We start from the raw sequence: 25,873 nt of genomic DNA, 5'->3' as shown, positions 1-25,873 counted from the left end.
GGTGCGCGGAGCCTAGCACGCGCCATGTTCATGCCCCATGGCCGTCGTCGCAGCCCGTGCACGCTTCATCGCATCCCCACAGAGCGTCGCTAGACTGCAGGCACCGTCCACACCGAGCCCTGGCATGACAGACCACGACGCCGCGCAGAACACCCGCATCGTGCTGGCCGCGCGCCCGCGCGGCGAACCCACGGCCGACGACTTCCGCCTCGAACACGTGCCGATGCCCGTGCCCGCCGACGGCCAGGTGCTGCTGCGCAACCATTACCTGTCGCTGGACCCGTACATGCGCGGGCGAATGAACGCGGGCCGCTCCTACGCCAAGCCGGTGGAGATCGGGGAGGTGATGGACGGCGGCACAGTGTCGGAGGTGATCGTGTCGCGGCATCCCGCACTGCAACCCGGCGACCTCGTGCTTGCGCACGGCGGCTGGCAGACCTACGCGCTCGCAGCCGGCGGCACGCTGAAGCGGAAACTGGACGCGCGCGTGGCGCCGCTCACCACGGCCCTTGGCGTCTACGGCATGCCGGGTTTCACCGCCTACGTCGGCCTGCACGAAATCGGCAAACCCCAGGCCGGCGAAACCGTCGTGGTGGCCGCGGCCAGCGGACCGGTCGGCGCGACCGTGGGCCAGATCGCGAAGCTGCGGGGCGCGCGTACCGTCGGCATCGCCGGCGGCGAAGCCAAGCGTGCCTACCTGCGCGACGAACTCGGCTTCGACGTCGCGCTCGACCATCGCGCGCGGGATTTCGCCGAGCAACTCCGTGCCGCGTGCCCCGCCGGCATTGACGTCTATTTCGAGAACGTCGGCGGTGCCGTGTTCGATGCCGTGCTGCCGCTGCTCAATGATTTCGCCCGCATTCCGGTCTGCGGCCTGGTGGCGCACTACAACGATACCGGGTTGCCGCCCGGGCCTGATCGCATGGGGTTGCTGATGAGCCAGATCCTGACCCGGCACCTCACCGTGCGCGGTTTCATCCAGCACGACTTCATCGCGCTCTACCCACAGTTCCTACGCGAGATGGGCGCGTGGCTCGCCGAGGGAAAGATCCGCTACCGCGAGAACATCGTGGAAGGGCTGGAGAACGCCCCACGCGCATTGATCGGCCTGCTGCGCGGGGAGAACTTCGGCAAGGTGGTGGTGAAGCTCTGAGAAAGCGCGACTTTCAGCGCTCTATGCCGTGCTCTTCTTCGTACTTCCGCATTGTCGCGATGGCGTCCAGCAAGTACGCATACCACGCCTTCTCGGTGGTCTCGATCGGGCCGATCAGGCGTTCGAAGTCGGACGTCGACGCACCCCGTGCGAGCAGCTGCTTGTAGGCTGTGGCATGCCGACCGTTGTCGTAGTGGAACAGGAAGTGGGACAGGCCCCAGTAGTGCAGGTAGTACAGATTGACGTGCTGGTTGATGTCGGGGCCGCTGCCGTCAAGCAGGTCGCGTAGCGGGATGAAGCGCGCGGCCGCGACGTCGGCTTCCAGGCTCCCGGAGAGCTGCATGCGCGAAAGCCACCAGATCGGGTAGGTGTCGGGGTCGCTACGGCCCGGCGTCAGCACGCCGTTCTCCAGCCAACTCGCGCCCAGATAGCCTGCGACGCCTTCATTGGCCCACGCGGGCAAGCGCCAGCCAGCGACTTCCGTATTCAGTTGGTGCACGGCCTCGTGCAGCATCCAGTGGTACGGATTCGCCTTACCACCGCCGTAATACGCATAGCACGCGGGGCGCAGGTAATAGGCTTCGGCCCATGGCCGGCTGCGGTTGTTGCGCGCGAACTCGTCGGCGTCGCGATAGAGCACCAAGGTCAGCGGCGTAGTCGATGGCGCTACCTGTTCCGCGAAGAGCGACAGGTAGGCGGCATGCAGACTTTCCACAGCGTCAGCGACCTCCTGAGTTTGCGCAGGCGTCGCCGTGCTGTACACACGATAGTGGGCGGTCTGTAGCAGCTGCGCGCCCGCCGGGATCGCGGCGCGGGACGCCGGCGCGGGTCGGCGCGCTGGTGGCGTGGACATCCACGCGACGATGCCGGCGGTCGATGCGGCCAGTGCCAGGGAGGTAGCGATGATCGCGGTGCGGCGCTTCACGTGGAGGAGGACACCGGCAGGCTGACGTTCATCAGCGTGGGGTCGTCGGGGTCCAGCTTCACGGTGAAGCCTAGGCTCTCGCACATTGCGAGCATCGTGCGGTTCTCGCGCAGCACTTGGCCTTCGATGACCTTCAGGCCCTGCCACTGCGCGTACTCGATCATGATCTGCATCAGCTTCCAGCCGATGCCGTGACCCTTGAGGTCCGAGCGCACGAGGATGCCGTACTCGCCCTTCTCGTAGTTCGCATCCGCATGCAGGCGCACCGCGCCGAGCATCTCGTGCGTGCCCGGGTGCACGGCGACCAGCGCGATCGAGCGCGCGTAGTCGAGCTGGGTCAGGCGCGCGATGAACTCGTGGCTGAAGTGGCGCACCGACTGGAAGAAGCGCAGGCGCAGGTCTTCGTCGGTGACGTGGGTGAAGAACGCGCGGAACATCGCGTCGTCTTCCGGCCGCACCGGTCGCACCAGCGCGGGCTGGCCGTCGGCGAGTTCGATGGTCCGTTCCCATTCCGTCGGATACGGGAAGATCGCAAAGCGGGGATGCCCGCGACCCTTGTGCAACACGCGTCCGCGCGCCACGGCGATGCGCGCGTCCACCGCGACCACGCCCTCGCGGTCGGCGAGCAGCGGGTTGATGTCGAGTTGCTGGATCTCCGGAATGTCCGCAGCGAGCTGCGCCAGCTTCACCAGCACCAGCGCGACGGCGCGCTCGTCGGCGGCCGGCACGTCGCGGTAGGCCTTCAGCACGCGCGAGACCCGCGTGCGCGCGATCAGCTCGTGGGCCAGACGCAGGTCCAGCGGCGGCAGAGCGACGGCCTGGTCGTTGATCACCTCGACCGCCGTCCCGCCGCGCCCGAAGGCGATGACCGGGCCGAACACCGGATCGTCGGCGATGCCGGCGATCAGTTCGCGCGCCTTCGGCCGCAGCACGGTCGGCTGCACCAGCACGCCCTCGATGCGCGCCTCGGGCCTGCGTTCGCGCGCGCGCTGCAGGATGCCCGCGGCAGCTTCGCGTACGGTGTGCGCGTTCGGCAGGTTGAGGCGCACGCCGTCCACGTCGGACTTGTGGGGGATGTCGGGCGACAGGATCTTCACCGCCACCGTTCTGCCTTCGGCCAGCAGCGGCGCGGCGATCCGCGCGGCGTCCTCGGCATCGTTCGCCCGCCACAACGGCGCCATCGGAATGCCGTAGGCGGCGAGCAGTTGTGTGGTGGCCAGCGGATCCAGCCAGGCCTGGCCGGCATCCAGCGCGGTCTCGACCAATGCGCGCGCCATCGCCACGTCCGGACTGAAGTCTTCCGGCAGGCTCGGCGGCGTCTCCATCAATGCCGCCTGCACTTCGCGGTGGCGGACCAGGTGCATGAAGCCGGCGACCGCGTCCGACTCGTTCGGATAACGCGGCACATGCGCGGCATCGAGCACGGCTTCAGCCTGCGGATCGTTGCCCAGCCACACGGTGAAGACCGGTTTGCGCGACGAAGCCGCCGCACCGGTGCCGAGCACGCCGACCACGGCGTCCGCGGCCTCCGCGGACGACGACAGCACGGTGGGCACGTTGACGGCCAGCAGCGCATCGTTCTCCGGATCTGCCAGCAGCGCCTCGATCGTCGCGGCGTAGCGCTCGGCGTCGATGTCGGTCAGCAGATCCACCGGATTGGTGCGCGACCAGCCCACTGGCAGGATGCGGTCCAGCGCATCGCGTGTCGCATCGGACAGGCCAGCCAGCGTGCCGCCCTGCTCGTACAGGTGGTCGACCGACAGTGCGCCCACGCCTCCGCCGTTGGTGAGGATGGCGAGCCGCCGGCCCTGGAATGGGCGCACTTGCCCCAACGTACGCGCCGCCGCGAAAAGCTCGTGCAGCGAGCGCACGCGCAGCAGACCGGCGCGACGGAACGCGGCGCCATACACCGCATTGGGCTTGGCCAGGTTCTGCGTGTGCGTGCTGCCCGCGGGCGTCGGCCGGGTCGGTACACCGTGGCCCGACTTCACCACCACGACCGGCTTGGTGCGCGCGGCCGCGCGCGCGGCCGACATGAACTTGCGCGCATCGCGGATCGCTTCCACGTACAGCAGGATCGCGCGGGTGCGGTGGTCGGTGGCGAAGTAGTCCAGCAGGTCGGCGAAATCCACGTCCAGCGCATCGCCCAGCGACACCACGGCGGAGAAGCCGACCGGCTGGCTCATGCTCCATTCCACCAGGCCGCCGGAGATCGCACCGGACTGCGAAATCAACGCCAGGTCGCCCGCCTTCGGGAAGCGGCCGGCGAGGCTGGCGTTGAGCCCTGCATGCGGCGCGATCACGCCCAGGCAATTCGGGCCCAACACGCGCAATCCCTTCTCGCGCGTCAGCGCTTCCAGCTGCGCGGCCGGCGAACCCGGCCCACGGCCCATCGCGGCGGTGAGCACGACGACGGCGGCGGCGCCTTTCTCGGCTGCTTCCGCAGCGAGTTGCGGCACGGTCGCCGCCGGCGTGGCGATCACCACCAGGTCCGGTGTCCATGGCAGGTCGCGCAGGTGGCGCACGGTCGTCACGCCGTCCATCGGCGAAGGGTGCTTGTTGACCAGGCCGATGGGACCGCTGAAGCCCGCGCCGAGCAGGTTCTCCACCACTGCGCGGCCGACCGAACGCGGGCGCGACTGGCTGCCGACCACCGCGACGGCGCGGGGGCGGAAGATCGAGTCGAGGCGGTAGGTGCTCATGGCGGGGCGACGGTCTCCTCGTGGCGGCTAGGGTAGCGCGATGCCGGTTGCCGCCGCATGCGTGGCGTCATGCCAGCTTGAGCGCATCCGGGTAGGGCGGAGTATCCGGATAGTCGCCATCGGCGAGATGCGACTGAAGGTCGCGCCACCAGTCTGCGCGGAACAGCTCGCCGTGCGTGGCTTTCAGCGCCCGGGCCTGCGCGTCGGGGAGGCCAAGGAACTGCGGGAAGCGTTCCGGGAACACGTCGCCGGCATCCACGTGGAACCACGGTGCATCGGCCATCTGTTCCTCATAGGTGGTGGCCTGCGGCCAGTCGCGGAAACGGCAGTCGGTGACCAGGCGCAGTTCGTCGTAGTCGTAGAAGACGACGCGCCCGTGCCGCGAGACGCCGAAGTTCTTCAGCAGCATGTCGCCGGGGAAGATGTTGTTGCGCGCCATGTCCTTGATGGCCTGCCCATAGTCGAGCGCGGCGGCACGTGCGGCGTCGGACTTCTGTTCGCGCAGGTACAGGTTCAGCGGGCGCAGCCTGCGCTGTACGTAGCAGAGGTGGATGACCAGGTCGTCGCCGTCCTCGCTCAGGCTCTGTCCGCAGTGCTCGAGAAGTTCCTGCAACAGCACAGGCGCGAAGCGCGCGCGCGGGAAGCGCAGGAACCGGAATGCCTGGGTATCTAACAGTCGGCCCACGCGGTCCAGGTGGAAGACCAGGTCGTACTTGTCCTCCACGTCCTGCCGGCTCATCGCCTTGGGATAGGCGAAGCGGTCGCGGATCACCTTGAATACCAGTGGGTAGCTTGGGAGGGTGAACACCGCCATGACCATGCCCGGGGTGCCTTCCGCATGCACCAGCTGTTCGTCCGGATGTGCGGCGAAATGATGGAAGAACGTGCGATAGCGCTCCGTTTTGCCCTGCTTGGCGCGGCCGAGCACGGTGTAGATCTCGTCGATCGGCTTGCCCGGCAGCAGCGAGCGCAGGAACACCACGGCATCGCCCACCGTCGCCAGGTCGGCATGGAAGTAGCTGCGTGAGGTGCCGAACAAGTGCGCCACGTCGGCGCGGTGCGTGAGCACGGCTTCCGCCTTCAACTGACCGCCGTCGTTGACCAGCGCGATCACGCACGGCGAGAAGCGGTGCTCGCCGAACACGCGGCCGACCAGGTAAGCGCGCCGCTCGCGGTAGAACACGGTGTCCAGCAGTTCGATGCCCCGCACCGGATGCGCACCCCAGTGCGCGAGGTCGTCCTGCAGCCGCACCGCGATGGCGGCGGCGCAGCGGGTGCGGTGCGCGTAGGGCACGTCGAAGCCGTAGTCGGCCAGCACGCGCGCGAAGGTGTCGGTCGGCCGCTGCTCCGACACCGCATAACTATGGCGCGCCACGGGGTGGGTGATTGCGTCGGTGGGCTCGACGTCGAGCGCGACGAACTCCAGCGCCGGGTCCACGCCGCGGATGCGGAAGAAGCGCCGGCTGAGGGTGTTGTAGAAGGTCTTGTAGAGCTCGCGGTCGATCTGCCCGGCGATCAGCGCCTCGAAGGCCACGCGCGCGGCGATCCACAACGCGCGGTCATGCGCGTGGCCCAACAGCACGGACTGCAACCGCAGCACGCATTCGGCGATGCACTGGTCGTAGAGTTCGATGCGCTCGACGGCATCGGCACGCGCGGCGGTCCAGTCCTGCGTCTCGAAGCGGCGCTTCGCCCGCCGCGTGATCTCGGCGAAGCGCGCGTGGTAGTCCGCGAACGCGTCGTGGATCAGGCGGGCGATGGCGTCGGCGTGGACCATGCCGGCGATGTTAGCCGGCGCGCGCTGGAGTCATCGCTCCACCGCGACGCCGGCCTGCTCCAGCAGCCAGCCGCGCACCTTGCGGAATCCCGGATGGCCCAGGCTGCGTTCGGGATACACCAGGTAGTGCGCGAAGTCGGCCTGCAGGCGCTTCTTCGTCAGCGTCACCAGCCGGCCGGCCTTCACCAGCGGCTCGGCGAGGGTCCACCGCGCCAATGCCACGCCCACGCCTTGCGCCGCCGCCTGGTGGAGAGTTTCGGTGTCGTCGAACTGGGCCACGTAGCGTGTCGGCGGCTGACCACCGAAATGCTCGAACCAGTCCTTCCAGCGGTTGGCCGGATCCCCGAGCAGCGGCAGCTTCGCCATCTGGTCCGGCGCCGCGCGACCGTGCTGCTTCAGCAGGGCGGGGCTGGCGACGGGCGTAATCCATTCGTGGAACAGGAACTCTGCGTGCACGTTGGGCCAGCGACCTCCGCCCAGGCGCAGCGCCAGGTCCACCGGCTCGCGTTCGAAATCCACCACGTGCGTGCTCGATTGCAGGTTGAGGCCGAGTTCGGGATGTGCGGCCAGAAAGGCGGGCAGGCGCGGCACCAGCCATGCCGTGGCCATGGAGGGAATCAGGCTGAGGGTGATCGTGTGGTCGTTGCGCAGCGTGGCGCGTCGCAGGGCATGCTCGATGGTGTCCAGCGGGCCGGAAATCGCGTCGAACAGGCGTTGTCCGTCGGGCGTCAGCTCCACGCCGCGCGGCCCCCGCGCCAGCAGCTTGTGGCCCAGCCGCTGTTCCAGCAGCCGCATCCGGTGGCTCAACGCACTCACGGTGAGATGCATCGCCTCCGCGGCACGGGTCAGGTTGCGCAGCCGCGCGGCCGTGACGAAGGCGTCCACCTGGTCCAGGGGCAGTCGGCTCATCTTGAATCCACCTCAAGGCAGGGTTGCGCAGCTTTCGCTTTTTCCGCGCCGATCATGCGCCTACCTTACGAGTCATTCAAGCCGGACTATCGGCGCCACGGAGCAATCCCATGCAGATCGAAACCAGGAAGCAGTGGTGGCAGCAGCTGGGGGGCATGAGCCAGGGCATGCTGTTCCTGCAGGGCCATATCGCCCATACCGACAGCCCGCCGCCGGAACCGGCCCATCGGCACCACGTGCACGATGTGGCAGGCCAGGCCCGCCATCGCGAAGCGATCCAGCGGCTCAGTGCGCGTCGCCTGCGTGCGATGACGTCGTTGTCGCTGTTCCGCTGATCCTTTCCCGAAACGAATAGGCGGAAACACAACACCCGGCAGAAGCCGGGCGTCGGATACCGCATCGATGTGCCGACCTCAGGCCGACAGCGTCGCCAGCGCGTCGTTGAACGTCTTGCTCGGTCGCATCGCGGCGGCGGTCTTGGCGATGTCGGGGTGATAGTAGCCCCCGATATCGATCGCCTTGCCCTGCGCACCGTTCAACTCGCCGATGATCGTGGCTTCATTGTCGGCCAGGGCCTTCGCCAGTGGCGCGAACTTCGCCTTCAGTTCGGCGTTCTCATCCTGCGCGGCCAGCGCCTGCGCCCAATACAGGGCCAGGTAGAAGTGGCTGCCACGGTTGTCGAGTTCGCCGACCTTGCGCGCGGGCGAGCGGTTCTCGTCGAGAATGCGGCCGTTCGCTACGTCCAGCGCGTTGGCCAGCACTTTCGCTGGCGTGTTGAGATAGCGCTGGCCCAGGTGCTCCAGCGAGGCCGCCAGCGCGAGGAACTCACCCAGCGAATCCCAGCGCAGGTAATCCTCTTCGAGGAACTGCTGTACATGCTTCGGCGCGGAGCCGCCGGCGCCGGTCTCGAACAGGCCGCCACCGGCCATCAGCGGCACGATCGACAGCATCTTCGCACTCGTGCCCAGTTCCATGATCGGGAACAGGTCGGTCAAGTAGTCGCGCAGCACGTTGCCGGTCACCGAGATGGTGTCCTCGCCCTTGCGGATACGTTCCAGCGATACCTTCATCGCCTCGACCGGCGGCAGGATGCGGATGTCGAGCGCGTCGGTGGTGTAGTCCTTGAGGTACTGCTCGACCTTGGCGATCACCTGCGCGTCGTGCGCGCGGGCCTTGTCCAGCCAGAAGATCGCCGGCGTCTTGCTCAGGCGCGCGCGGCCCACGGCCAGCTTCACCCAGTCCTGGATCGGCGCGTCCTTGGTCTGGCACATGCGCCAGATGTCGCCGGCTTCCACCTTGCTCTCGAACACGACCTTGCCGGCATCGTCGGTGACGCGCACGGTGCCGTCGGCCGGGATCTGGAAAGTCTTGTCGTGGCTGCCGTACTCCTCGGCCTTCTGCGCCATCAGGCCGACGTTGGGCACGCTGCCCATCGTGGCGGGGTCGAAGGCGCCGTTCTTGCGGCAATCATCGATCACCGCCTGGTAGATACCGGCGTAGCAGCGGTCCGGGATCACCGCCTTGGTGTCCTGCAGCTTGCCTTCGGCGTTCCACATCTTGCCGGAGTCGCGGATCATCGCCGGCATCGAGGCGTCGACGATCACGTCGCTGGGCACGTGCAGGTTGGTGATGCCCTTGTCGGAATTCACCATCGCCACCGCGGCACCGCCGGCGTAGACCGCCTGCAGGTCGGCCTTGATCGCCTCCTGCTGCTCGGTCGGCAGCGTGCCCAGGCGCGCGTACAGGTCGCCGATGCCGTTGTTGGCGTCGAAGCCGATCTGATCGAGCACCGCGGCGTGCTTGGCCAGCGCGGCCTTGTAGAACTCGTTGACCACCACGCCGAACATGATGGGGTCGGAGACCTTCATCATCGTCGCCTTCAGGTGCAGCGAGAACAGCACGCCCTGCGCCTTCGCATCGGCGATCTGCTCGGCGACAAAGGCCGCCAGCGCCTTGCGGCTCATCGAGGCGGCGTCGACGATCTCGCCCGCCTTCACCTTCACCTTGTCCTTCAGCACAGTGACCGTGCCGTCGGCGGCGACCAGCTCGATCTTCAGCGCGCCATCGGCGGCCAACGTGGCGGATTGCTCGCTGCCGAAGAAATCACCGCCAGTCATATGCGCCACGTGCGACTTCGAGTCCGCGCTCCACGCGCCCATGCGGTGCGGGTGCTTGCGGGCAAAGTTCTTGACCGACAGCGGCGCACGGCGGTCGGAATTGCCTTCGCGCAGCACCGGGTTCACCGCGCTGCCCTTGACCTTGTCGTAGCGCGCCTTGGCGTCCTTTTCCTTCTCGTCCTTCGGCTCGTCCGGGTAGTCCGGCAGCGGGTAGCCTTGGCCCTGCAGCTCCTTGATCGCGGCTTTCAGCTGCGGCACCGAGGCGCTGATGTTGGGCAGCTTGATGATGTTGGCTTCAGGCTGCGTGGCCAGCTGGCCCAGCTCGGCCAAGTCGTCGCTGATCTTCTGCGCGTCGGCCAGGTACTCGGGGAACTGCGACAGGATGCGGCCGGCCAGCGAGATGTCGCGGGTTTCCACGGCGATGCCGGCGGGGGCGGTGAACGCCTCGACGATCGGCAGCAGCGACTGGGTGGCGAGGAACGGGGCTTCGTCGGTGAGGGTGTAGATGATGCGGGGCGTATCCGACATGGGGATCAGGACTCTCGACAAGGGGGCGATGGGGAACTCAGCGCGCCATTGTCGCGTGTCGCCGCACGCAGGGCAAAACGAGGGGGTATGGATGCCGCCGGCGTGTCCCGGGACACGCCAGACGCAGGTTCCGTTGCGGGTGGAGCCGCCCTTGCGCATCGTCCGGGCAAAAAAAGCGGGCGTGGATCGCTCCACGCCCGAGCTTGCCCCACACACGTGGGAGAGAGACCTTTCCTGCGGATTACTTGACTTCGAACTCGGTCACGCCGGCCGAAGTACCGTTGAGCGTCGCTTCGAACTTGTACTTGCCTGCCGGCAGGCCATCGGGCTTGGAGATGCTGAAGGTGGCCACGCCCGGGCCCGCGGTATTGAGGGTCTTGGTCTCCTCGCTGACCGTCTGGCCATCCTGGAACGTCCACTTGGACGCCAGCGTAGCGCCGTTGGCGGCACCATCGGTCGCCACGGACGCATAGATGGTGTCCTTAGGCGCAAATGTGGTGGCGGCGGTCGTCACCTTCTGTTCGGCATCGATGGCATTGCCCAGCGTCACACCCGTCACCGAAACGACCGCAGGCGCCGGCTCCACAGGCGCGGGAGCGGGTGCCGGCTCCACAACGGCCGGCGGCGCCGCGACCGGCTCTTCCTTCTTCTTGCAGCCGACCAGGGCGACGGTGCCGATCATGGCGGCGGTGAGGGCATAGGCGATGCGATTCTGCTTCATGGATTCGGTTCCTTTTGAATAGGGAGAGGATTAGCGCTCAAGCGTCGCTCGGCTTGGGCGGAAGCTTGATGACCTGGCCGGGAAAAATGCGATCGGGATCGTCGATGACGTCGCGATTGGCCTCAAAGATCTGCTTCCAGGCGTTGGCGCTGCCCAGATGCTCCTTGGCGATCTTCGACAACGTGTCGCCCTTCTCAATCGTGTAGGTGGTCTCGGTTGGGGGCGTCACGTCTTCCACCTGACCCGATACCGCGAACCCTTCCTTGACGTTTGAAAAGTCGGGCGCCTGCTGCACCTCGCCCGAGGTGGCAAAACCTTCTTTTACGTTCGAGAAGTCAGCCTTCTTTTCTGTGCTCATTGCAACCACCCTTCCTGGCGGGCTGTGGGATGAGCAAGCGTTGCACGCGCGTTGTTAAGAAACCATAGCGCGCGCGTGAAATCGCCTCAATTGTTAGACGAGCAACATTACTGTCGTATATCGCGCTTCATGAGCGGGACATTCATGTCGCCGGTAGCGCGCCAAGGATTGATGTCCAGGCCGCCGCGTCGGGTGTAGCGGGCCTCCACCGACAGCGAGGCCGGCCGGCAATGCGCGAGCACGTCGTGGAAGATGCGTTCGACGCACTGCTCGTGGAACTCCGCATGGTCGCGGAAGCTCACCAGGTAGCGCAGCAGTTCGACGCGGTCGATGCGTGGGCCCCGGTAGTGGATCACCACCGTCGCCCAGTCCGGCTGGCCGGTGACCGGGCAGTTGGACTTGAGCAATTCGGACGACAGGACTTCATCGACCTGCTCCTCCGGATCGGCGGCCAGGAACTCGGCGCGCGGCGGCCCGTAGTGATCGATCTCCACGTCCAGCCCATCGAGCGATTCGCCCTCCGGCGCCTCCGCCATCGGCGGCAGGCCGAACGCCACGCCTACATCCGCGCCGGCGCGCGCCGACAGATCGGTGACGATGCGCTCCAGCACCGCGGCGTCGCTGTTGAAGCGCGTGCTGTTGAGCGAATTGAGGTAGAGCTTGAGCGACTTGGATTCGATCAGGCACGGTGAAGTGCACGGCACGGTCAGCGTGGCGGTCGCCACGCGCGGCTTACCGCGGGCGTCCAGCCAGCTCAACTCGTAAGCGTGCCAGCGGTCGTGACCGACGAACGGCAAGGCGTCGGCGGCGATGCCGATTTCGTCGCGCGCAGCCTGGCGCGGGATCGGGAAGAGGAGGGTGGGGTCGTACTGCGTCGGGTACGCGACGTCGCGGCCGAGCGAGGAATCCTGGGGCGTGCTCATGTCGCCATTCTACGGACGGCGCCTAAAGCGGCGGTGTATAACTCCCCCGTTTCCCACAGGGATATGACAATGAAGGCATGGGTGGCCACCGGTTTGTGCGTGCTGCTGTCGGCCTGCGCCAGCGGACCGGCCACGGGCGGGGCGACGCCGGCCGACACCTTGCCGGGCGACGACATCGTCAGGCCCCAGGGCGAGGCGCCGGTCGCGATGCGGGTCGGCCAGGTGCTGGAGATCGCCCTGATGGCCAACGCCAGCACCGGCTACCAATGGGAATTCACGTCGGACGGCGCGCCGGTGCTCGCGCGCACCACCGGCCCGGCCACGCCGCCGCCCATGGATACGCAACCGCCGATGCCCGGCGCGTCGTCGATCGCGCGCTGGTGGTTCCGCGCGGACAAGGCGGGCAAGGCCACCGTGCGCATGGTCTACCGACGGCCCTGGGAATCGGTGCCGCCGGTGGAGGTGGTGGAGTACGAGGTCGACGTCCGCTGACGCGCAAGGCAAAGTGCAGCCTCCCCCAGAGGCCAGGGAGGCCGCCATGAACCACGCCGCGTCCTGCCTGCTGCTGTCGATGATGGTGGTAGGTCCGGCGATCGCACAGACGCCGCCCACCAACGCGACGCCTCCGGTCGTACCGGCCTCGCCGGTTGCCGCGCCGGTGCGCGACCCCGTCTACGCCGCCTGTCTCGCCGACCTGCGTGGTGTGGCGGAAAAGCAGGGCGTCACGCCGGTCAGTTTCGATACCTACACCCAGGGTCTGGCCGCCGACGTGAGCGTGCTGGACCTGTTGGATGCGCAGCCCGAATTCACCACGCCGCTGTGGGATTACCTGGCCGCGCTGGTCGACGACCAGCGGGTAGCAGACGGGCAGGCGATGCTGGCGACGCATGCGGAACTGCTGGGCCGCGTCTCGCAGGCGTACGGCGTAGATCCCGCCACCGTGGTCGCGGTGTGGGGCGTGGAGAGCGATTACGGGCGCGTGTTCGGCAAGCGACCGTTGCTGGTGTCGTTGTCGACGTTGTCCTGCTTCGGCCGGCGGCAGACGTTCTTCCGCGGCGAATTCCTCACCACGCTGAAGCTGCTGCAGGCCGGCGACATTCGCGCCGACGGCTTGACCGGCTCCTGGGCGGGCGCCTTCGGCCATACGCAATTCATGCCCAGTACCTATGAGCGCATCGCGGTCGACTTCGATGCCGATGGGCGGCGCAACCTCATCGACAGCATCCCCGATGCCTTGGCTTCCACCGCGAATTATCTGGTGACCTCCGGTTGGCGCACGGGCGAGCCTTGGGGCTACGAAGTCACGCTGCCGCGGGGCTTCGATGTCGCGCAGGCGGGACGCACGAATCGCAAGCCGCTGCCGCAGTGGATCGCGCAGGGCATCGCCCGCGTCGATGGACAACCATTGCCTGCGGATGATCGCGCTGCGGCGTTGCTGGTGCCGACCGGCATCGCGGGTCCTGCGTTCCTTGTATTCAAGAACTACGACGCGATCTACTCGTACAACGCGGCCGAAAGCTACGCATTGGCGATCGCGTTGCTGGCCGACCGCCTCCGTGGCGGCACGGGACTGGTGACGGCCTGGCCGACGGACGATCCGGGCCTGGGTCGTCCGCAGCGACGCGAACTGCAGACGTTGCTGCTCGCACGCGGTCACGCGATCGGGGCTGCGGACGGCATGATCGGGACGCAGACGCGGCGTGCGATCGTCCTCGAACAGCAACGCCTGGGATTGCAACCCGCGGACGGTCGCGCGGGTGCGAAAATACTCGCTGCGTTGAAGGCGGAAGGGCCGCCTGTCGCGCTGCCGGAGCCCCGAAAGCCGTGAGTGCACTACCCGAAGGCATTACCCGCGAGACCTGGCAGGGCATCGAGGTGCTGCGGGTGTGGACGCCGTTCTCCACCGCACGCGTGAGCCTGCATGGCGGCCAGGTACTCTCGTTCGTGCCGGCCGGTTTCGATGATCTGCTCTGGGTGTCGCCGACGACCGCGATGGCGCCGAACGCGATCCGCGGTGGCGTGCCGGTGTGCTGGCCTTACTTCGGCCGGCAGGGGCAGCCCGATAGCGTGCCGCAACATGGTCACGCACGCACGTCGCGTTGGCCGCTGACGGACGTGAAGCGCGAAGCCGATGGCAGTGTCGTGCTCAAGCTGGCATTGCCGTTGCGCGATGGCGTGCCGCTGGAGCTGGTCCAGACCGTGCACGTCGGCCGTGATCTGCGCCAAAGTCTGGACACCGTGCATCGCGGCGAGTCCGCAGTCACGCTGACCCAGGCGCTGCACACCTACTTCCGCGTCGCCGATGCGACGCAGGTGCGGGTCACCGGTCTGGACGGGCTTCGCTACGTGGACAAGTTCGACGGCGGCACACACGTGCAATCGAATGACTGGACGCTGCACGATCCACGCGATCCTGGCCGCTGCGATCGCATCTATACCGGCACGGGACACCGGTTCGACCTGGTCGATCCGGCCGGCGGCCGGCGCATCCGGCTGGACACCTTCGGTAGCCGTTCGCTGGTGGTGTGGAACCCCGGCGAGACCGGGGCCGCCGCCATCGCGGACCTGCCGGACGACGGCTGGCGGACCTTCGTCTGCCTGGAAGCCGCGAATGCCGGCGAGGATGCGATCGAACTGGAACCCGGCCAGCGCCACCGGCTGAGCCACGTGATCTCCGCAGCACCGTTGTAGGAGCGCGCTCAGTCGCGACCGCACGCTTGCCGTCTTGCATGGTGCTGGGAGCGTGGTGCGTCGAGACCGCGACCATCGAACTCCAAGGACCGTCGTGGTCCGCGGTCGCGACTGACGTCGCTCCTACAGGGGCGGCGGGGCTGCCGGCGATGCCCTACACTTGCGCACCTTTTCGCCGGTTCCACGCCGTGAACGCAGAAGCTCCCGCACACGCTGGCCGCCGCGCCGCCCTGGTCTTCATCTTCGTCACGGTGCTGATCGACGTCCTGTCGTTCGGTGTGATCATTCCCGTACTCCCCGGACTTGTGGAACAGTTCACCGGTGGCAACACGGCGAAGGCCGCGCTCTGGGTCGGCATATTCAGCACGGTGTTCTACGCGTTCCAGTTCGTCAGCTCGCCCGTTCAAGGCGCGCTCTCCGACAGGTTCGGGCGCAGGCCGGTCATCCTGTTGTCCTGTCTCGGCTTGGGCGCTGATTTCCTGCTCATGGCGGTGGCCGGAACGCTGCCATTGCTGCTGCTCGCGCGTGTTTTCTCGGGCGTGTTCTCGGCAAGCTTCACCACGGCCAACGCATACATCGCCGACGTGACGGCGCCGGAGAATCGCGCGCAGGCCTTCGGCATGATTGGCGCTGCGTTCGGAGTCGGCTTCACCATCGGTCCGGTGATCGGCGGATCGCTGGGCGACATCGACCTGCGCCTGCCTTTCTGGGTCGCGGCCGGCTTGGCACTTTTGAACTTCCTCTACGGCTGGTTCGTCCTGCCGGAGTCGCTGGCACCCGAGCGGCGTTCCCCGGGCATCGACTGGACGCACGCGAATCCGTTCGGATCGCTGATCCTGCTGAAGCGGTATCCGCAGGTGTTCGGACTCGCGGCCGTCGTGTTCATCGCCAACATGGCGCACTTTGTCTATCCAACCGTCTTCGTCCTCTTTGCCGGATACCGCTTCCAATGGGGGCCCACGGAGGTTGGTTGGGTGCTCGCGGCGGTGGGTGTGCTGAGTATCGTCGTCAACGCGTTGCTCGTCGGGCACTTCGTCAAGAAGATCGGGGAGCGTCGCACGTTGCTGCTCGGTTTGGCGTGCGGCGTGATCGGATTCTGCATCTACGGATGGGCGCCGGTGGGTGCGGTCTTCCTCATGGGGTTGCCGGTGAGCGCATTGTGGGCGCTGGCGATGCCCGCGACGCAGGCGCTCATCACGCGCGATGTCAGCGAGCGCGAACAGGGTCGCATCCAGGGGGCGCTGATGAGCCTGGCGAGCTTGGCGGGCATCATCAGTCCGATGATCTTCGCGGGTACGTTCGCGCTGTTCATCGGCAGAGAAGCACCCGCCCATCTACCCGGCGCACCGTGGTATCTGGCGGCGGTATTCCTGCTGGTGGGCTTCCTGGTGGCGTGGCGCTTCGCCCGACCCAAGAGCGCACCGAATGCATGAAAGAAGGCCGCCCGAGGGCGGCCTTCTTCGTTGCATGCAGGCCTGACGGATCAATCGTTCTCGACGTGGATGATCTCGCCGGTGTTGGCAGCCAGATGGATCTCCACGTCGTTGCCGTCGGCGCGTTCGGCCTCGGCCTTCCAGACGCCGTCATCGAAGTCGACGTCATGCACCTTGGAGTAACCCGCAGCGGCCAGCTTGGCCTTGACGTCGTTTTCGCTCAGGTTGGACACCAGCTTCTCGGCCACGACATCACCGCTGGCCGGATTGATGCGCACGTCCACGCGGTCGCCGTTGGCGCTGGTCGCATCGGTTTCCCACTGGCCGTCCTCGAAGTCGAGGTCGTCGATGTTGGTGTAGCCCTTTTCGGTGAGCAGCGCGCGCACCTGCGGCTCCTTCAGCGCGTCCTTGCCCGCCGTGGGCGCCGGCGCCTGCGCGAAGGCGGCACCGGACAGCGCGGCGAGCGCGGCGAGGGTCAACAGGCGATGGCGGTGGCAGACGGTCATGGGAATCTCCTGTGAGGATGGTGGGCCGATCCTGCCCACGGCCGCATCACCCGCAGGTGAATCCACGCCCCTGAAACTGAACACTCCACGCCGCGTTCACCCGCATGAGCGGAAGGCGAACAGCCTCAGGTACGGCGCAACACCAGCAGCGTCACCACGCCTGCCAGCAAGCCCCAGAACGCGGACCCGATGCCCGCGAGCGACAGACCGGATGCGGTCACCAGGAACGTCACCAGGGCGGGCTCGCGCTCGGCTTCCTCGCGCAACGCCGCGGCGAGACTGTTGCCGATGGTGCCGAGCAGGGCGATGCCGGCGATGGCGAGGATCAGCTCCTTCGGGAACGCAGCGAACAACGCCGCCACCGTGGCGCCGAACAGGCCCACGATCAGGTAGAACACGCCGGCCGCGATGGCCGCCACATAACGACGCGCGGCATCCTCATGCGCCTCGCGCCCCATGCAGATCGCCGCGGTGATCGCGGCCAGGTTGAGCGCGAACGCGCCGAACGGCGCCAGCACCAGGTTGACCACGCCGGTCCAGCCGACGACGGGCGAGATCGGGATCGGATAGCCCGACGCGCGGATCACCGCCACGCCCGGCACATTCTGCGAGGCCATCGTCACGATGAAGAGGGGTAGGGCGATGCCGATGATTGCGGCGAACGAGAACGTCGGCGTGGTGAATATCGGCTTCGCCAGTTGCAGCGTCAGCCCGTCCACGCGCAGCAGGCCGAGCGCACCGGCGAAGGCGATGCCGACCAGCAGCGTCAGGATCACCGCGTAGCGCGGGAGCAGCCGGCGCGCGAGCAGGTAGACCGCGAACATCGTCAGCACCATGCCCAGTTGCGTCTTCATCGACGCGAACGCCTCGATGCCGAAGCGCAGCAGCACGCCCGCCAGCATGCCGGACGCCAGCGACACCGGGATGCGGCTGATCATCCGCTCGAAGAAGCCGGAGAAGCCGGACACCACGATCAATAGCGCCGACAGCAGGAACGCGCCGATCGCATCCGACAGCGGAAGCCCGGCCGCGCTGCTGATCAGCATAGCGGCACCGGGCGTCGACCACGCCGTCACCACCGGCATGCGGTAGCGCAGCGACAGGCCGATGCACGTCAGGCCCATGCCCAGCCCAAGCGCCCACATCCACGAGCTGATTTCCTCCGGCGACGCGCCCAGCGACTGCGCCGCCTGGAACACGATCACCGCCGAACTGGCGAAGCCGACCAGCACGGTGACGAAGCCGGCGGCGATGGCAGAGAGGGAGAGGTCTTTCAGCAGGTGGCGGGGTGGGTTGAAGTCCATGAGCTCTTCTGGCCTGTGGGAGCGACGTAAGTCGCGAACGCTTTCTCAACCGGTCTTTATCGCCGATGCCACTTCGTCTTCGATGATTACCGCGCTTTCGCGACTTACGTCGCTCCCACAAGAGCGACACGTCGGTTGACAGCCTCGCACCAGCGCGTCGCCACGGCCAGCGACGTGGTGCACACGGCCTCGTCGGTGACGGTGGTGACGGCCCGCTCTAGCAGCTGGATATCCGCTTCGTGCTGGCGCGCCACGTGCGGATCCTCGAAGAAGATCACCCGCTGGCAGCGGTGCTCCAGCACGCGGTCCGCGATCTGCGCGTCGCCGCCGAGGGGGCCGCTCTGGAATCGCTCCACCCACGGCATGTCCTGCGGCCAACCGCGGCTCCACGCCAGTTCGTTGAGCCGCAGGCCGGTGGTGCCGGTCGCCATGCGGTGACCGAAGCGGGACAGCACGTCGAAATGCGCGTCGGCGAAGGCCAGCATCTGCGGCTTCATCGCATCGTGCGCGATCAGCGCCAGCGTCTGCGATTCCAGTGCGTGGAAGCGGTCCGCGCCGCGGTCTGGCGCGAAGCCGGCATGGATGCGTTCCATCTCGATCCAGTCGCGGGCCGAGGCCACCGTCGACAGGAACGGCTTGCCATGGATCACGCACTGCCGTTTCAGCGCGGTGGCTTCGGGGAAGATCGAGGACGGATCAACGGGGTCGATGAAGTAGATCGCACCGTCCAGGCTGCGTTCCGCGCCCTCCAGGCCGACGACTTCCGCCACCAGCTTCATCAATCCGCCATCGCGACCGTACGGATAGCGCTTGAGTCCGTCGTAGCCCCGCAGCATGCAGGCGGCGGCGATCGCATCGTGCGTGCGCCCCACCGCATGCAGCGCCAGCTGAAGGTCGCGGATGCCGGGCTCGCAGGCACGCAGCCAGCGGAACAGCGCCGCATCCTCGGTGTGGTGGTGCAGGCGGTTGGCAGCCAGGCCCAGGCGCATGTTCGGTCAGATGGACAATAGAGCCGCGAGTCTAGCGTAGAGCCGAGCTTGCTCGGCTCCGCATGGCCTCAGAGGCAAAGGCAGCAGAGCAAGCTCCGCTCTACGAGAGCAGGGTGACGATGCTCGCCGCCGCGTCGCGGCCTTCGGCGACCGCGGTGACCACCAGGTCCGCGCCGCGCACGGCGTCGCCACCGGCGAACAGCTTCGGGTGGGTGGTCTGGAACGGCAGGCGGTCGCCGCCACCGGCGACGATGCGGCCGTTCGGCGTGCCTTCCACGCCGACCTCGGCCAGCCACGCCGGCACCGTCGGCGAGAAACCGAACGCGATGATCACCACGTCCGCATCCAGTACCGATTCGCTGCCTTCGATCGGCACGGCGCTCTGGCGGCCGCGTTCGTCGGGCTCGCCCAGTCTGGTTTCCACCACCTGCACGCCGGCAACGGTGCCGTCCTCGCCTGCCACGATGGCCAGCGGCTGACGGTTGAAGAGGAAGCGCACGCCTTCCTCGCGTGCATTGGCGACTTCGCGCGCGGAGCCGGGCATGTTCGCTTCGTCGCGGCGGTAGGCGCAGGTGACCTTGGCCGCGCCCAGGCGGATCGCACTGCGCACGCAGTCCATGCCGGTATCGCCGCCACCGAGCACGACGACGCGCTTGCCGTGCAGATCGGGCAGTTGCAGCGTGTCTTCCCAGCCGGCGATCGCGCGGCCCCACGGATCGTTGCCGCTGACGATGCGTCCGTTCTGTACCAGGAAGGGCAGCGCCGGCAGCACGCCGTCCAGGTCCTGGCCGGGCAGGCCGCCGTCGGTGTAGCGGTACGCGCCGGTGCCGAGGAAGACCGCGTCGTAGTCTCCGAGCAACTGCGCGAGCGTCACGTCGCGACCGACTTCCACGCCCAGGCGGAATTCCACGCCCATGCTTTCCAGCACCTCGCGACGCTGCGCGATGACGCTCTTGTCGAGCTTGAAGCTGGGAATGCCGAACTGCAGCAGGCCGCCGATCTGCTCGTAGCGGTCATAGACGACGGCCTGAATACCGGCACGCGCCAGCCGGTCGGCGCAGCCGAGGCCCGCCGGTCCCGCGCCGATCACGGCCACGCGCTTGCCGGTGGGCTGCACGTCGCTCAGGTCCGGGCGCCAACCCTTGGCCAGCGCGGTGTCGACGATGTACTTCTCCACCGCGCCGATGGTGACTGCGCCGAATTCCTCCAGCGTGCAGCTGCCTTCGCACAGGCGATCCTGCGGGCACACGCGGCCGCAGACTTCCGGCAGCGGATTCGTCGAATGGCAAAGCGCGGCGGCTTCTTCGATGCGGTTCTCCTGCACCAGCTGCAGCCACTGCGGGATGGCGTTGTGCACGGGGCACTTCCAGCTGCAGTAGGGATTGCCGCAATCCAGGCAACGCCCGGCCTGGTACTGCGCTTCCTCCTTGCCGAACTTGCCGTACAGCTCGCCCCAATCGCCGCCCGTGCGCAGCTCCAGCGGAATGCGCTGCGGCATCGTCCGCGGCAGGTCGAGGAATTGGAATACCTGCTTCTTGCTCATGAGAACAGTACCTGCTTCCCCTCTCCCTCGACGGGAGAGGGTGGCCGAAGGCCGGGAGAGGGTGAGCCGGCGCTCGTCGAAACGACGTGCCGTACTGCATCGAGTGCATCAGAGAAACGGCACGCGTCGCTACGCTCGCGCCCCCTCTCCTGCCCTCCGGGCATCCTCCCCCGCGAGGGGGGAGGAGTAAGACAAGGCGCATTCATGCCGCCCGCCTCAACGTCTCGCTCAACGAATCGATGCTCGCGGCCTTCGGCTTCACCAGCCAGAACTTGCCGACGTAGTCGCGGAACTCGTCGAGGATCTGCTGCGCCCAGATGCTGCCGGTCAGTTCGCGATGGCGGCTGATCAGCGTGTGCAGGTGCTGGCGATGGCTCTCGAAGCCTTCCGGGCTGATGCGGTGGATGTCGATCAGCTCGTGGTTGTAGCGGTCGACGAAATCGCGGTCCAGGTCGAGCACGTAGGCCAGGCCGCCGGTGAAGCCGGCGCCGAAGTTCAGGCCCACCTTGCCCAGCACCAGCACGATGCCGTCGGTCATGTACTCGCAGCAGTGGTCGCCCGCGCCTTCGATCACGGCCAGCGCGCCGGAGTTGCGCACGCCGAAGCGCTCGCCCGCGCGGCCGGCCGCGAACAGTTCGCCACCGGTGGCGCCGTACAGGCAGGTGTTGCCGATGATCGGCGTGTTGCGCGCCTCGAAGCGTGCGCCGCGCGGCGGACGCACCACCAGGCGGCCGCCGGCCATGCCCTTGCCGACGTAGTCGTTGGCTTCGCCTTCCAGTTCCATCTGCAGGCCGCCGGCGTTGAACGCGCCGAAGCTCTGCCCGGCGGTGCCGCGGAAGCGCAGGGTCAGCGGCGCATCGGCCATGCCCTGGTTGCCGTGCTGGCGCGCGATGGCGCCGGACAGGCGGGTGCCGATGCTGCGGTCGGTGTTGTGGATCAGGAAACGGTGGTCGCCGCCGCTCTTCTTGCGGATCGGCTCGGCGAGCAAGCCGTCGAGCTGCGTGGCCAGGCTGTCCGGCGATTCGTACAGGCGTTGCGCCGCGCAGCTGCTGCTGTCGAATTGCGCGCCCTTCAGCAGGCGCGACAGGTCGACGTTCACGCCTTCGCGCGGCGACACATCCAGCTGCTGCAGCAGATCGGTGCGGCCGACGATCTCGTCCAGCGAACGCGCGCCCAGGTAGGACAGCCACTGCCGCACTTCCTCGGACAGCAGGCGGAAGAAGTTCTCCACGCGCTCGGGCAGGCCGGTGAAGTACTGCGTGCGCAGGCGCTCGTCCTGCGTGGCCACGCCGGTGGCGCAGTTGTTGAGGTGGCAGATGCGCAGGTACTTGCAGCCCAGCACGATCATCGGGCCGGTGCCGAAGCCGAAACTGTCGGCGCCGAGCAGCGCAGCCTTGACCACGTCCAGGCCGGTCTTCAGGCCACCGTCGGTCTGCAGCACGGTGCGGTCGCGCAGCTGGTTCACCACCAACGCGTGGTGCGCTTCGGCGACGCCGAGTTCCCACGGCACGCCGGCATAGCGGATCGAACTCACCGGGCTGGCACCCGTGCCGCCGTCGTGGCCGGAGATGGTGATCAGGTCCGCGCCCGCCTTCACCACGCCGGCGGCGATCGTGCCCACGCCCGCATGGCTGACCAGCTTCACCGATACCAGCGCGGTCGGATTGACCTGCTTGAGGTCGTAGATCAGCTGGGCGAGGTCTTCGATGGAATAGATGTCGTGGTGCGGCGGCGGCGAGATCAGGCCGATGCCGGGCTTGGCGTAGCGCAGGCGCGCGATCAGCTCGTTGACCTTGTGGCCTGGCAACTGGCCGCCTTCGCCGGGCTTGGCGCCCTGTGCGACCTTGATCTGCAGCACTTCAGCGTTGACCAGGTATTCCGGCGTCACGCCGAAGCGGCCGGAGGCGACCTGCTTGATCTTGCTGCGCTTCTCGGTGCCGTAGCGCGCCGGGTCTTCGCCGCCTTCGCCGGAATTGCTGCGGCCGCCAAGGCGGTTCATCGCGATGGCCAGCGCTTCGTGCGCTTCCGGCGACAGTGCGCCCAGCGAGATCGCCGCGGTGTCGAAACGGCGCAACAGATCCGACGCGTCGGCCACCTCGTCCAGCGGCGTCGGCGTGTCGGCCTTCTTCAGCTGCAGCAGGTCGCGCAGTGCCGAAGGCGGGCGAGAGTTCACCGCGTCCGCGTAGGCCTGCCAGTCGCGGGCGTCGCCAGTGCGCGTCGCGCGCTGCAGCGTCATCACCACGTCCGGGTTGTACATGTGGTACTCGCCGCCGTGCACGTACTTCAGCAGGCCGCCGACCTCGGGCGATTCGCGGTCGTTCCAGGCGCGCGCGTCCAACTGGCGCGCCTCAAGATCGAGGCGTTCGAAGCCCACGCCGCCGATCCGCGACGGCGTTTCGGCGAAGCACAGGTCGACCACGTCCGGGTCCAGGCCGACGATCTCGAACAGCTGCGCGCCGCGGTAGCTGCTGATCGTGCAGATGCCCATCTTCGAGATGATCTTCGACAGGCCCTTGTAGATGCCTTTGCGGTAGCTGCGACCGATCTGTGCCTGTTCGCCGCCCTTCTTCAACTGGAGGATGCCGCGGCGGCCCAGGTCGAACAGCGTCTGGTACGCCAGGTATGGATACACCGCGGTGGCGCCCACGCCGATCAGGCAGGCCATGTGGTGCGGATCGCGCGCGGTCCCGGTTTCGACGATCAGGTTGACGTCGCAGCGCAGGCCCACGCGGCAGAGGTGGTGATGCACGGCGCCGGTGGCCAGCAGCGCGTGCGCCATCGGGCGGCCCGGCTGCGGGTAGCGGTCGGACAGCAGCAGCATGACCTCGCCGGCGCGTGCTGCCTGTTCGACTTCGCGGCAGATCCGCTCGAGTCCTGCCTTCAGCCCTTCCTCGGGCGCGTAGGACAGGTCGACCAGACGGTTCTTCTCGACGTACTGCGGCATCTTCAACAGCTGCCGCAGCTTGCGCTGGCTCAGCACCGGCGAGTTGAGGATGACGTGGTTCACCGTTTCCGGGCCGGCGTGGAAGATGTTGGTCTCGCGACCCAGCTGGGTGGTCAGCGACATCACGCAGTCTTCGCGCAGCGGATCGATCGGCGGATTGGTGACCTGCGCGAACGCCTGGCGGAAGTAGTCGTACAGCGGACGCGTCTGCCGGCTGAGCACGGCCATCGGCGTGTCGTCGCCCATCGAACCGGTGGCTTCCTGCTCGGTCTCGGCCAGCGGGCGCAATACCTGCTCCACTTCTTCGGTCGAGAGCTGGAACAGCTTGTGGTAGCCGCGCAGCGTGCGCTCGTCGAAGGGCTCCTCGACCAGCGACGGATCGATCAGCTCGGTCTGCAGGTAGGTCACACCCTGGTGCAGCCACTGCTTGTACGGCGCGCGGCCGCGGTTGATGCGGTCCACCGCCTCGCTGTCGAGCAGGTCGCCGCGGCGCAGGTCGATGGCCATCATCTCGCCCGGGCCCAGCTTGCCCTTGCGGGTCACGCGTTCGGCGGGCACTTCCCACACGCCGGCTTCGCTGGCGACGATGAAATGGCGGTCGCTGGTCAGCATCCAGCGCGCGGGGCGCAGGCCGTTGCGGTCGAGCGTGCACGCCGCGTAGCGCGCGTCCATCGACACGATGCCGGCCGGGCCGTCCCATGGTTCGGTGTTGAGGCCGTAGAACTCGTAGAACGCAGCGAGGTCGGCATCCTTGAATTCCAGCGATTGCGTGGCCGGCGGCACCAGGATGCGCAGCGCCTGGATCAGCTCCATGCCGCCGGCGACCAGCAGCTCCAGCATGTTGTCCAGGCTCTGCGAATCGGAGCCGTGCATCGAGATGACCGGGTCGAATTCGCCGATGTCGAAGCGTGGCGTCTTCCACACCTTGCTACGCGCCTGCGCCCAGCGACGGTTGCCCTCGATCGTGTTGATCTCGCCGTTGTGCGCCAGCAGGCGGAACGGGTGCGCCAGCGGCCAGCGCGGCAACGTGTTGGTGGAGAAGCGCTGGTGGAAGACCACCGCGCTGCTCGCCAGTTCGCCGCGCTGCAAATCCGGGTAGAACGTCGCCAGCTTGTCCGGCAGCACCATGCCCTTGTAGCCGATGGCGTGCGGCGACAGCGTGACCACGTAGAAGTCGGGCGCCGACGCGCGCAGCTGCTGTTCGCTGCGGCGGCGGGCGAGGAACAACGCCAGCGCGAACGCTTCGTCCTTCTGGCCGTCGCCGGCTTCGACGTAGAGCTGTTCGATGCGCGGCAGCGTGTCCTTGGCCAGCTGGCCGCACACCGCGTCGTGGGTAGGTGGGACGCGCCAGCCCTTCACCGCCACACCGGTGCGGAACAGTTCTGCTTCCAGGGTGGCGCGGCACTGTGCGGCGAGCGCGTCGTCGTGCGGCAGGAAGACCAGGCCGGACGCGAAGCGCTCGCCCAGCACGATGCCGGACTCGGTGGCCAGCGCGCGGAGGAAGGCCTCCGGTTTGCGGATCAGCAGGCCGCAGCCATCGCCGGTGAGGCCATCGGCAGCGACGCCGCCACGATGGGTCATGCGCGAGAGCGCGGCAATGGCGGTATCGACGAGCGCGCGCGAGGGCTGGTCGTCGAGCTGCGCGATCATGCCGAAACCGCAGGCGTCGCGTTCGTCGTTGGGGTCGTAGAGACCCTGGTCAAAGCCGCCTTGGCGATGGCGAGGGGCCATGGGGTGCCTCAAACCGGAGTGACGGCGACACCGTGCCCTGCCCGCGCAGCGGCACTTCGAAATGTCACCGGAAACCCGACTAGACCATAGATGTTGCGACGCCGCAACAACACCTCTGGCGCACCACTTGTTGGTTGCAAAGGCAACTTTTTCCGATGGGAAGCGCCATTCAGCCGGACAACAAAAAACCGCCCGCGTCACCGCGGGCGGTTCGTCGTGCGATGCACGTCGACCGAGGCGTCAGCCGCAGTTGACCGAGGTCGCTACGCCCTTTTCGTCGAGGATGATGTTAAGGCGGTTCGGGTTGAAGTCCATCGTCGCGGCATCGCCCGGCTTCAGCGCGCGCACGGACTCGGACTTGCTGTCGCTCTTGGCCTGCTCGATGTCCTTCTCGCTCGGCGTCTTGCCGATGATCCATTGCGCCTGGGTGTCGTCGCAGCTGCCGGCGAGCTCGGCCGGCGCGGGCTCGGCGGCGGGCGGCGTGGCGGCTTCGCTGGCGGCGGCCTGGGACTGTTCGGCGGCGGCGGTCTGTTCGTCGGTCTCGGGCGAGGAGCAGGCAGCCAGCGAGAGGGTCAGCAGCAGGGCAGGGATCGCCGTTCGGATCATGCGGAACTCCGGA

20 protein-coding genes are annotated in these 25,873 nt (G+C 67.6%); 6 read left to right on the top strand and 14 right to left on the bottom strand.

Annotation, left to right across the window (positions count from 1 at the left end):
• Positions 1–124 precede the first annotated feature (124 nt).
• The gene (locus tag AC23D6_RS19215; protein ID WP_487750796.1) at positions 125–1,153 is read left to right on the top strand and encodes an NADP-dependent oxidoreductase; all 1,029 of its coding nucleotides are present in this window, start codon (positions 125–127) and stop codon (positions 1,151–1,153) included.
• Positions 1,154–1,166: 13 nt separating this feature from the next.
• On the opposite strand, the gene AC23D6_RS19210 is transcribed toward AC23D6_RS19215, so the two are convergent.
• The 4 genes from AC23D6_RS19210 to AC23D6_RS19195 form a co-directional block, all read right to left on the bottom strand.
• Positions 1,167–2,078, bottom strand: a complete 912-nt coding sequence (locus AC23D6_RS19210; protein WP_487750795.1) for a hypothetical protein — start codon at positions 2,076–2,078, stop codon at positions 1,167–1,169.
• Positions 2,075–4,780 (bottom strand): bifunctional acetate--CoA ligase family protein/GNAT family N-acetyltransferase, encoded by a 2,706-nt coding sequence (locus AC23D6_RS19205; RefSeq protein WP_487750794.1) that lies wholly within the window; start codon positions 4,778–4,780, stop codon positions 2,075–2,077. Before AC23D6_RS19205 ends, AC23D6_RS19210 begins: the two co-directional genes overlap by 4 nt.
• 67 nt (positions 4,781–4,847) lie before the next feature.
• Positions 4,848–6,557 carry a bifunctional isocitrate dehydrogenase kinase/phosphatase gene (gene aceK, locus AC23D6_RS19200; protein ID WP_487750793.1) on the bottom strand — a complete coding sequence of 570 codons (1,710 nt, stop codon included), beginning with the start codon at positions 6,555–6,557 and terminating at the stop codon, positions 4,848–4,850.
• 30 nt (positions 6,558–6,587) lie between these two features.
• Positions 6,588–7,466 (bottom strand): LysR substrate-binding domain-containing protein, encoded by an 879-nt coding sequence (locus tag AC23D6_RS19195; protein ID WP_487750792.1) that lies wholly within the window; start codon positions 7,464–7,466, stop codon positions 6,588–6,590.
• Between the two features lie 110 nt (positions 7,467–7,576).
• Between AC23D6_RS19195 and AC23D6_RS19190 the strand changes: the two genes are divergently transcribed.
• Positions 7,577–7,801, top strand: coding sequence for a hypothetical protein (locus AC23D6_RS19190; RefSeq protein ID WP_487750791.1), 225 nt, complete (start codon positions 7,577–7,579; stop codon positions 7,799–7,801).
• A 78-nt stretch (positions 7,802–7,879) separates the two neighbouring features.
• Here the strand turns inward: AC23D6_RS19190 and AC23D6_RS19185 are convergent, their stop codons facing one another.
• The 4 genes from AC23D6_RS19185 to queF form a co-directional block, all read right to left on the bottom strand.
• A complete protein-coding gene (locus tag AC23D6_RS19185; RefSeq protein ID WP_487750790.1) occupies positions 7,880–10,111 on the bottom strand; it encodes an NADP-dependent isocitrate dehydrogenase in 2,232 nt (743 codons plus the stop codon).
• Positions 10,112–10,352: 241 nt separating this feature from the next.
• Positions 10,353–10,832, bottom strand: coding sequence for a hypothetical protein (locus AC23D6_RS19180; protein ID WP_487750789.1), 480 nt, complete (start codon positions 10,830–10,832; stop codon positions 10,353–10,355).
• Positions 10,833–10,869: 37 nt separating this feature from the next.
• Positions 10,870–11,190, bottom strand: a complete 321-nt coding sequence (locus tag AC23D6_RS19175) for a LysM peptidoglycan-binding domain-containing protein (protein WP_487750788.1) — start codon at positions 11,188–11,190, stop codon at positions 10,870–10,872.
• 107 nt (positions 11,191–11,297) lie between these two features.
• Entirely contained in the window at positions 11,298–12,113 is an 816-nt protein-coding gene (gene queF / locus AC23D6_RS19170; protein WP_487750787.1) for an NADPH-dependent 7-cyano-7-deazaguanine reductase QueF, read from the bottom strand.
• Positions 12,114–12,182: 69 nt separating this feature from the next.
• On the opposite strand from queF, the gene AC23D6_RS19165 reads away from it, so the two are divergent.
• The 4 genes from AC23D6_RS19165 to AC23D6_RS19150 all read left to right on the top strand — a co-directional run bounded on the left by AC23D6_RS19165 (position 12,183) and on the right by AC23D6_RS19150 (position 16,237).
• Positions 12,183–12,605, top strand: coding sequence for a protease inhibitor I42 family protein (locus AC23D6_RS19165; RefSeq protein WP_487750786.1), 423 nt, complete (start codon positions 12,183–12,185; stop codon positions 12,603–12,605).
• 82 nt (positions 12,606–12,687) lie between these two features.
• Positions 12,688–13,941 carry a lytic murein transglycosylase gene (locus AC23D6_RS19160; protein ID WP_487752688.1) on the top strand — a complete coding sequence of 418 codons (1,254 nt, stop codon included), beginning with the start codon at positions 12,688–12,690 and terminating at the stop codon, positions 13,939–13,941.
• Positions 13,938–14,804 carry a D-hexose-6-phosphate mutarotase gene (locus AC23D6_RS19155; protein WP_487750785.1) on the top strand — a complete coding sequence of 289 codons (867 nt, stop codon included), beginning with the start codon at positions 13,938–13,940 and terminating at the stop codon, positions 14,802–14,804. Before AC23D6_RS19160 ends, AC23D6_RS19155 begins: the two co-directional genes overlap by 4 nt.
• Positions 14,805–14,953: 149 nt before the next feature.
• A complete protein-coding gene (locus AC23D6_RS19150) occupies positions 14,954–16,237 on the top strand; it encodes a TCR/Tet family MFS transporter (protein ID WP_487752687.1) in 1,284 nt (427 codons plus the stop codon).
• A 50-nt stretch (positions 16,238–16,287) separates the two neighbouring features.
• Here the strand turns inward: AC23D6_RS19150 and AC23D6_RS19145 are convergent, their stop codons facing one another.
• From AC23D6_RS19145 to AC23D6_RS19120, 6 genes are all read right to left on the bottom strand, one after another.
• Positions 16,288–16,743, bottom strand: a complete 456-nt coding sequence (locus AC23D6_RS19145) for a PepSY domain-containing protein (RefSeq protein WP_487750784.1) — start codon at positions 16,741–16,743, stop codon at positions 16,288–16,290.
• A 125-nt stretch (positions 16,744–16,868) separates the two neighbouring features.
• On the bottom strand, positions 16,869–18,047 hold the full coding sequence (locus AC23D6_RS19140; protein WP_487750783.1) for a benzoate/H(+) symporter BenE family transporter: 1,179 nt from the start codon (positions 18,045–18,047) through the stop codon (positions 16,869–16,871).
• A gap of 104 nt (positions 18,048–18,151) precedes the next feature.
• Entirely contained in the window at positions 18,152–19,036 is an 885-nt protein-coding gene (locus tag AC23D6_RS19135; protein WP_487750782.1) for a methylglyoxal synthase, read from the bottom strand.
• A 100-nt stretch (positions 19,037–19,136) separates the two neighbouring features.
• Complete coding sequence (locus tag AC23D6_RS19130) at positions 19,137–20,579, bottom strand: FAD-dependent oxidoreductase (protein WP_487750781.1); 1,443 nt, start codon at positions 20,577–20,579, stop codon at positions 19,137–19,139.
• Positions 20,580–20,781: 202 nt separating this feature from the next.
• Complete coding sequence (gene gltB / locus AC23D6_RS19125; protein ID WP_487750780.1) at positions 20,782–25,254, bottom strand: glutamate synthase large subunit; 4,473 nt, start codon at positions 25,252–25,254, stop codon at positions 20,782–20,784.
• Between the two features lie 240 nt (positions 25,255–25,494).
• Positions 25,495–25,860 carry an I78 family peptidase inhibitor gene (locus tag AC23D6_RS19120; RefSeq protein ID WP_487750779.1) on the bottom strand — a complete coding sequence of 122 codons (366 nt, stop codon included), beginning with the start codon at positions 25,858–25,860 and terminating at the stop codon, positions 25,495–25,497.
• Between the last annotated feature and the right edge of the window lie 13 nt (positions 25,861–25,873).

The sequence above is a fragment of the Pseudoxanthomonas sp. G3 genome (assembly GCF_057654715.1).
This window is presented reverse-complemented; position numbering and strand designations above follow the sequence as displayed.